Below are 1,130 nucleotides of genomic sequence, written 5' to 3'. Positions count from 1 at the left end.
AAGGCACCAAAAGGGTATAAACAATTAGTAGATCCGATTGCTTTCCAAATTGAAAAAGGCATGACAAAATCTCTTGCTTTAACAGTAGAAAACGAAATGTTAGACAAGGGAAATGTGGAAGTAACAAAAGTAGATAAAGATAGTCAAAAAGTATTAGAAGGCGTAGTCTTCGAAGTTCAAGACGACAAAGGCAAAGTAGTAACAGAAGTAACGACAGATAAAGATGGAAAAGCAAACGTTTCAGATCTATCAGTAGGAAAATACAAATTAGTAGAGATGAAGAGCTTACCAGGCTACAAAAAGCTAACAGAGCCAGTATCATTCGAAATTAAAAAGGGTATGACAGAAGTCTTATCATTAAAAGTAGAGAATGAACAGTTAGACAAAGGTTCAGTAGAAATTACAAAAGTAGATAAAGATAGTCAAAAAGTATTAGAAGGCGTAGTCTTCGAAGTACAAGATGAGCAAGGCAAAGTAGTAACGGAAGTAAAAACAGATAAAAATGGTAAAGCAAAAATCTCAGACTTATCTGTAGGAAAGTACAAATTAGTAGAGAAAGAAAGCTTACCAGGTTACAAAAAATTAACGGAACCAGTATCATTCGAAATCAAAAAAGGTATGACGAAAGTTTTATCATTGAAAGTAGAGAACGAACTGTTATATAAAGGTTCAGTAGAAATTACAAAAGTAGACAAAGAAAGTGGCGCAGTATTAGCGGGCGTAACATTCGAAGTGCAAGATGAAAAAGGCAAAGTAGTAACGAAAGTAACAACAGATAAAGAAGGAAAAGCAACAATTTCAGATCTATCTGTAGGAAGTTACAAACTAGTAGAAGTAGAGAATTTACCAGGCTACAAAAAATTAACAGAGCCAGTATCATTCGAAATTAAAAAGGGTATGACAGAAGTCTTATCATTAAAAGTAGAGAATGAACAGTTAGACAAAGGTTCAGTAGAAATCACAAAAGTAGATAAAGATAGTCAAAAAGTATTAGAAGGTGTAGTCTTCGAAGTACAAGATGAGCAAGGCAAAGTAGTAACGGAAGTAAAAACAGATAAAAATGGTAAAGCAAAAATCTCAGACTTATCTGTAGGAAAGTACAAATTAGTAGAGAAAGAAAGCTTACCAGG

General features: G+C 33.5%; 1 protein-coding gene. It reads left to right on the top strand.

Annotated elements, in window-relative coordinates; genetic code table 11:
* Positions 1 to 1,130 (top strand): MSCRAMM family protein (locus MR170_RS30665; RefSeq protein WP_276575692.1); only part of this gene is annotated, 1,130 nt, incomplete at both ends.

Origin of the sequence: Bacillus cereus group sp. BfR-BA-01524, assembly GCF_022662595.1 — a bacterium.
GTDB lineage: Bacteria > Bacillota > Bacilli > Bacillales > Bacillaceae_G > Bacillus_A > Bacillus_A thuringiensis_S.
The sequence above is the reverse complement of the archived record's forward strand: the minus strand, read 5'-3'. Positions and strand labels throughout refer to the sequence as shown.